The organism is Oceanobacillus senegalensis (genome assembly GCF_900176885.1).
Lineage (GTDB): Bacteria > Bacillota > Bacilli > Bacillales > Amphibacillaceae > Oceanobacillus > Oceanobacillus senegalensis.
Map to the genome: position 1 here is coordinate 2702021 of NZ_LT839648.1, position 6090 is coordinate 2708110.

Sequence of the window (6090 nt, forward strand, 5' to 3'; positions counted from 1 at the left end):
TGGTTCTAAGTCAAATGTTGGGGTGGGGCTATTAGCTCCTACCCCTTTAACCTATTGAATTGGCTACGGATTTAAATTGATGGTGTAATAATACCCTTAATCTCAATCGATCATATCTCTTGAATCCAAAGGCATTTCTCTTGATAACCTTTGTTTGATTATTCAATCCTTCAATAAACCCATTACTATACCCAAAGGCAAAGCTGTTCAATATTTCAGGTTGCCAATTTTGTAGCGTCTGTATCGCTTTTTCAAATTCCTCTAAACCCGCATCTTTTACTTGCGTATAAAACTGATACAGCCCTTCTTTAACCTCTTTCATATTATCTTTTCCTATTTTCTTTGCTTCTTCAAACCAAGTTCGATAAGATTCTTTTAACCCATAAGCTGTTCTCAAATCTTCTGATAACCCTAAATATCTTTCTAAGTACCAATGTTGTTTTGCGCTAAGGGCTTCATAATGCTTATAAAATACATGCTTCATTCGCTTGCACTTTTTACGATCATAAGGGTGGAATTCTTTTTGAACTCGTCTTCGCACACGTTCGAGTGCCCAATAAATATAACGACAGAAATGAAATCGATCCGCTATAATAATAGGATTCCCCAATGCTTGTTGAACAGCTGATTTAAAGCTATGACTCATATCCATAATGACTATTTCTACTTTTTCTCCCTTTTCCTGTAGATACTTTTTCACCGTTTTTACGGACCGATCAGGAAGAATATCCAAAGGCTCACCTGTCTCACCATTACCGATAATGGTTTGATATTTACCTTTATTTGTATCGCCCTTATATTCATCGATCGCTATTACCCGTGGCAGAGCTTTAACCTCACGTAATTTACCAGCTGATACGTTATCAAAACGTCGCATAGCTGTATTGGATGACGTATGAAATTGGGCAGCAGTATCCTTGAAATTCTTCCCCTTTATCACTCGAAAACCTAACGCCTGATTCCATTCCACCGTATGTCGCTGATAACGATAGACAATATTATTGTTTTCTACAAACCTCTTTCCACACTCACACCTATAACGACGCTTACGATAAAAAATATAGGTTCTACGTTCAAACAATTTTAAATGCTGAATTTTTTGCACTCGATAATCATGAATACGCTCTGTTATCTCCCCACAAGAAGGGCATTTATGAGGTTTTTTTGGCAACTGAACATGAATATGAAAGGATCCCTCTATCTCCTCTGTTTTCGTTATTTTCATTTCTTCTAATCCAGGTAATTTCATGTTAAAATACATATACACGCAACTCCTATCCACTTGTTTCTCGTCCATTCAAGTTTAAAGGATATAGGAGCTTGCGTGTTTTTTTATGCTTAAATTTTATTAAAACCCCAACATATATTTTAGAGCCTTTTTTTATGCTTAAATTTTATTAAAACCCCAACATATATTTTAGAGCCAAAAAATACCGCTCATAACCGTTGATATAACAACAACTATGAGCGGTACTATTTACTAAACTGTTCTTATCTTTACTTGGTAATACCGGTGGTCGGGGTCGAACCGACACGTCCTCAACGGACACGGGATTTTGAGTCCCGCGCGTCTGCCAATTCCGCCACACCGGCATAATTGGAGGCGGTAACCGGATTTGAACCGGTGATAAAGGTTTTGCAGACCTCTGCCTTACCACTTGGCTATACCGCCGTATTTATATGGAGCGGAAGACGGGATTCGAACCCGCGACCCCCACCTTGGCAAGGTGGTGTTCTACCACTGAACTACTTCCGCAATTGGCTGGGCTACTAGGATTCGAACCTAGGATACACGGGATCAAAACCCGATGCCTTACCGCTTGGCTATAGCCCAATAATATATGGGGCGACCGGAGGGAATCGAACCCTCGAATGCCGGAGCCACAATCCGGTGCGTTAACCCCTTCGCCACGACCGCCATATATGGCAGGGGTAGTAGGAATCGAACCCACATCGACGGTTTTGGAGACCGTAGTTTTGCCGTTAAACTATACCCCTATAAATTTCAAATAAAATGGTGGAGGGGGGCAGATTCGAACTGCCGAACCCTGAGGGAGCGGATTTACAGTCCGCCGCGTTTAGCCACTTCGCTACCCCTCCAACATGGATGGTGGCTCGGGACGGAATCGAACCGCCGACACACGGATTTTCAGTCCGTTGCTCTACCGACTGAGCTACCGAGCCATAGTTGTTCAAATAAAAATTATAGTTTCATATAATATAAATTTCAGATGGCGGTCCGGACGGGACTCGAACCCGCGACCTCCTGCGTGACAGGCAGGCATTCTAACCAACTGAACTACCGGACCGTTATTTGGTTGCGGGGGCAGGATTTGAACCTACGACCTTCGGGTTATGAGCCCGACGAGCTACCAGACTGCTCCACCCCGCGGTATGAAAAATACTAAATTTGTTAATTCTATTTTTTTATTGCAATTAACTATGGGGATTGCTCGTCGTGTTGCAAGGTTATTCGGTGAAGTTGCACTCCTCGCAAGCCTGCACCTAGTAGCATAATCGACGATGTGAGCGGCTTGCTCCACCCCGCGATGTGAGATATATGGTGGAGGATACAGGACTTGAACCTGTGACCCCCTGCTTGTAAGGCAGGTGCTCTCCCAGCTGAGCTAATCCTCCAACGTTAGTGATGACCCGTACGGGATTCGAACCCGTGTTACCGCCGTGAAAGGGCGGTGTCTTAACCACTTGACCAACGGGCCTATAATGGCGGAGAGCGAGGGATTCGAACCCTCGATACCGCGGTAGCGGTATACACGATTTCCAATCGTGCTCCTTCGGCCAGCTCGGACAGCTCTCCATTGGCTCCACAGGTAGGATTCGAACCTACGACCGATCGGTTAACAGCCGATTGCTCTACCACTGAGCTACTGTGGAATAATCTAATAAAATGTGAATAATATTGCCTGGCGGCGTCCTACTCTCGCAGAGGTTAACCCCAACTACCATCGGCGCTGGAGAGCTTAACTACTGTGTTCGGCATGGGAACAGGTGTGACCTCTCCGCCATTACTACCAGACAAGATTTAACTAATTTACAAAATCAGCGACAATCATTATTATAATTATTTATAGAGTTAAAGTCAAGAGTTTTTTAACTTTATACCTCAAAAACTAAATAAGAGTGAATCATTGACATCTTTTAAGAAGTTAGTTAAGTCCTCGATCGATTAGTATTCGTCAGCTCCACGTGTCACCACGCTTCCACCTCGAACCTATCTACCTCATAGTCCCTGAGGGATCTTACTCACTTAGAAGTGATGGGAAGTCTCATCTTGAGGGGGGCTTCATGCTTAGATGCTTTCAGCACTTATCCTTACCATACGTAGCTACCCAGCTATGCTCCTGGCGGAACAACTGGTACACCAGCGGTATGTCCATCCCGGTCCTCTCGTACTAAGGACAGCTCCTCTCAAACTTCCGGCGCCCACGACGGATAGGGACCGAACTGTCTCACGACGTTCTGAACCCAGCTCGCGTACCGCTTTAATGGGCGAACAGCCCAACCCTTGGGACCGACTACAGCCCCAGGATGCGATGAGCCGACATCGAGGTGCCAAACCTCCCCGTCGATGTGAACTCTTGGGGGAGATAAGCCTGTTATCCCCGGGGTAGCTTTTATCCGTTGAGCGATGGCCCTTCCATGCGGAACCACCGGATCACTAAGCCCGACTTTCGTCCCTGCTCGACTTGTAGGTCTCGCAGTCAAGCTCCCTTCTGCCTTTACACTCTGCGAATGATTTCCAACCATTCTGAGGGAACCTTTGGGCGCCTCCGTTACCTTTTGGGAGGCGACCGCCCCAGTCAAACTGCCCGCCTGACACTGTCTCCGAACCGGATCACGGTCCTGGGTTAGAAGGTCCATACAGCCAGGGTGGTATCCCACGGATGCCTCCACGTAAGCTGGCGCTCACGCTTCTGAGGCTCCCACCTATCCTGTACAAGCTGCACAGACATTCAATATCAGGCTACAGTAAAGCTCCACGGGGTCTTTCCGTCCTGTCGCGGGTAATGCGCATCTTCACGCATAGTATAATTTCACCGGGTCTCTCGTTGAGACAGTGCCCAAGTCGTTGCACCTTTCGTGCGGGTCGGAACTTACCCGACAAGGAATTTCGCTACCTTAGGACCGTTATAGTTACGGCCGCCGTTTACTGGGGCTTCGGTTCTAAGCTTCGGACCAAAGGTCCTAACTCTTCCCCTTAACCTTCCAGCACCGGGCAGGTGTCAGCCCCTATACTTCGCCTTTCGGCTTCGCAGAGACCTGTGTTTTTGCTAAACAGTCGCTTGGGCCTATTCACTGCGGCTCTATCTCTATAGAGCACCCCTTCTCCCTAAGTTACGGGGTCATTTTGCCGAGTTCCTTAACGAGAGTTCTCCCGCTCACCTTAGGATTCTCTCCTCGCCTACCTGTGTCGGTTTGCGGTACGGGCACCTGTGATCTGGCTAGAGGCTTTTCTCGGCAGTGTGAAATCCGGAACTTCGGCTATAGTTGCCTCCCCATCACAGCTTGAAATGGCCAGACGGATTTGCCTATCTGACTTTCTCACTGCTTGGGCGCACACGTCCATCGGTGCGCATTCCTTATCCTACTGCGTCCCCCCATCACTCATAACGATCACGAGGTGGTACAGGAATATCTGCCTGTTGTCCATCGCCTACGCCTTTCGGCCTCGGCTTAGGTCCCGACTAACCCTGAGAGGACGAGCCTTCCTCAGGAAACCTTAGGCATTCGGTGAAAGAGATTCTCACTCTTTTTTCGCTACTCATACCGGCATTCTCACTTCTAAGCGCTCCACCAGTCCTCACGGTCTGACTTCACAGCACTTAGAACGCTCTCCTACCATTGTCTAAAAGACAATCCACAGCTTCGGTGATACGTTTAGCCCCGGTACATTTTCGGCGCAGAGTCACTCGACCAGTGAGCTATTACGCACTCTTTAAATGATGGCTGCTTCTAAGCCAACATCCTGGTTGTCTAAGCAACTCCACATCCTTTTCCACTTAACGTATACTTTGGGACCTTAGCTGGTGGTCTGGGCTGTTTCCCTTTCGACTATGAACCTTATCACCCATAGTCTGACTCCCAAGTCTAAGTAGCTGGCATTCGGAGTTTGACTGAATTCGGTAACCCGATGAGGGCCCCTAGTCCAATCAGTGCTCTACCTCCAGTACTCAAATCTTTGAGGCTAGCCCTAAAGCTATTTCGGAGAGAACCAGCTATCTCCGTGTTCGATTGGCATTTCACCCCTACCCACACCTCATCCCCGCATTTTTCAACATACGTGGGTTCGGGCCTCCTGTCAGTGTTACCTGACCTTCACCCTGGACATGGGTAGATCACACGGTTTCGGGTCTACGACCGCATACTCATTCGCCCTGTTTAGACTCGCTTTCGCTGCGGCTTCGTGTCTTCCACTTAACCTTGCATACGATCGTAACTCGCCGGTCCATTCTACAAAAGGTACGCCGTCACGCGTAAATGCGCTTCGACTACTTGTAGGCACACGGTTTCAGGTACTCTTTCACTCCCCTTCCGGGGTACTTTTCACCTTTCCCTCACGGTACTGGTTCACTATCGGTCACTAGGGAGTATTTAGCCTTGGGAGATGGTCCTCCCGGATTCCGACGGAATTCCACGTGTTCCGCCGTACTCAGGATACACTCCGGAGAGAATTCTCTTTTGACTACAGGGCTGTTACCCTCTTTGGCTCATCTTTCCAGATGGATTCGTCTAAAGAATTCCTTTGTAACTCCATGTGGAGTGTCCTACAACCCCAGAGAGCAAGCTCTCTGGTTTGGGCTGTTTCCGTTTCGCTCGCCGCTACTTGGGAAATCGCATTTGCTTTCTCTTCCTCTGGGTACTGAGATGTTTCAGTTCCCCAGGTATGCCTCTTGTGCCCTATGTATTCAGACACAAGTCCTGTTCCATTACGAACAGTGGGTTTCCCCATTCGGAAATCTCCGGATCAAAGCTTACTTACAGCTCCCCGAAGCATATCGGTGTTAGTCCCGTCCTTCATCAGCTCCTAGTGCCAAGGCATCCACCGTGCGCCCTTATTCACTTAACTAA

The 6090-nt window shown here is 47.7% G+C and carries 2 protein-coding genes, 14 tRNA genes and 2 rRNA genes; 1 reads left to right on the forward strand and 17 read right to left on the reverse strand.

The annotated features are described in order from the left end of the window. Nucleotides 1-46: 46 nt before the first annotated feature. From CAO17_RS12990 to CAO17_RS13040, 11 genes are all read right to left on the reverse strand, one after another. On the reverse strand, nt 47-1267 hold the full coding sequence (locus CAO17_RS12990; RefSeq protein ID WP_085991018.1) for an ISL3 family transposase: 1221 nt from the start codon (nt 1265-1267) through the stop codon (nt 47-49). Between the two features lie 241 nt (nt 1268-1508). Further along, a tRNA-Leu gene (locus CAO17_RS12995) sits at nt 1509-1593 on the reverse strand. Nucleotides 1594-1598: 5 nt separating this feature from the next. Further along, nucleotides 1599-1672 (reverse strand) — tRNA-Cys (locus CAO17_RS13000). Nucleotides 1673-1681: 9 nt separating this feature from the next. After that, nucleotides 1682-1756 (reverse strand) — tRNA-Gly (locus tag CAO17_RS13005). A 3-nt stretch (nt 1757-1759) separates the two neighbouring features. Beyond that, nucleotides 1760-1834, reverse strand: a tRNA-Gln gene (locus CAO17_RS13010). An 8-nt stretch (nt 1835-1842) separates the two neighbouring features. Continuing rightward, a tRNA-His gene (locus tag CAO17_RS13015) sits at nt 1843-1918 on the reverse strand. A 6-nt stretch (nt 1919-1924) separates the two neighbouring features. Then, nucleotides 1925-1998: transfer RNA gene (locus CAO17_RS13020), tRNA-Trp, on the reverse strand. Between the two features lie 17 nt (nt 1999-2015). Beyond that, nucleotides 2016-2100, reverse strand: a tRNA-Tyr gene (locus CAO17_RS13025). A gap of 8 nt (nt 2101-2108) precedes the next feature. Further along, nucleotides 2109-2184: transfer RNA gene (locus CAO17_RS13030), tRNA-Phe, on the reverse strand. A gap of 48 nt (nt 2185-2232) precedes the next feature. Then, a tRNA-Asp gene (locus CAO17_RS13035) sits at nt 2233-2309 on the reverse strand. A gap of 6 nt (nt 2310-2315) precedes the next feature. Beyond that, nucleotides 2316-2392 (reverse strand) — tRNA-Met (locus CAO17_RS13040). A gap of 2 nt (nt 2393-2394) precedes the next feature. Between CAO17_RS13040 and CAO17_RS21920 the strand changes: the two genes are divergently transcribed. Continuing rightward, on the forward strand, nt 2395-2517 hold the full coding sequence (locus CAO17_RS21920; protein WP_281252936.1) for a hypothetical protein: 123 nt from the start codon (nt 2395-2397) through the stop codon (nt 2515-2517). 44 nt (nt 2518-2561) lie between these two features. On the opposite strand, the gene CAO17_RS13045 is transcribed toward CAO17_RS21920, so the two are convergent. The 6 genes from CAO17_RS13045 to CAO17_RS13070 form a co-directional block, all read right to left on the reverse strand. Further along, a tRNA-Val gene (locus CAO17_RS13045) sits at nt 2562-2637 on the reverse strand. Nucleotides 2638-2648: 11 nt separating this feature from the next. After that, nucleotides 2649-2720: transfer RNA gene (locus CAO17_RS13050), tRNA-Glu, on the reverse strand. A 5-nt stretch (nt 2721-2725) separates the two neighbouring features. Continuing rightward, nucleotides 2726-2818, reverse strand: a tRNA-Ser gene (locus CAO17_RS13055). Between the two features lie 2 nt (nt 2819-2820). Continuing rightward, nucleotides 2821-2895: transfer RNA gene (locus CAO17_RS13060), tRNA-Asn, on the reverse strand. A 27-nt stretch (nt 2896-2922) separates the two neighbouring features. Beyond that, nucleotides 2923-3037, reverse strand: a 5S ribosomal RNA gene (gene rrf, locus CAO17_RS13065). Between the two features lie 130 nt (nt 3038-3167). Further along, nucleotides 3168-6088 (reverse strand): 23S ribosomal RNA (locus CAO17_RS13070). Between the last annotated feature and the right edge of the window lie 2 nt (nt 6089-6090).

Bases quoted from the DNA above. Each gene is read 5' to 3' on its own strand.
- CAO17_RS21920 (WP_281252936.1), top strand. From the start codon at position 2,395: ATGAAAAATACTAAATTTGTTAATTCTATTTTTTTATTGCAATTAACT.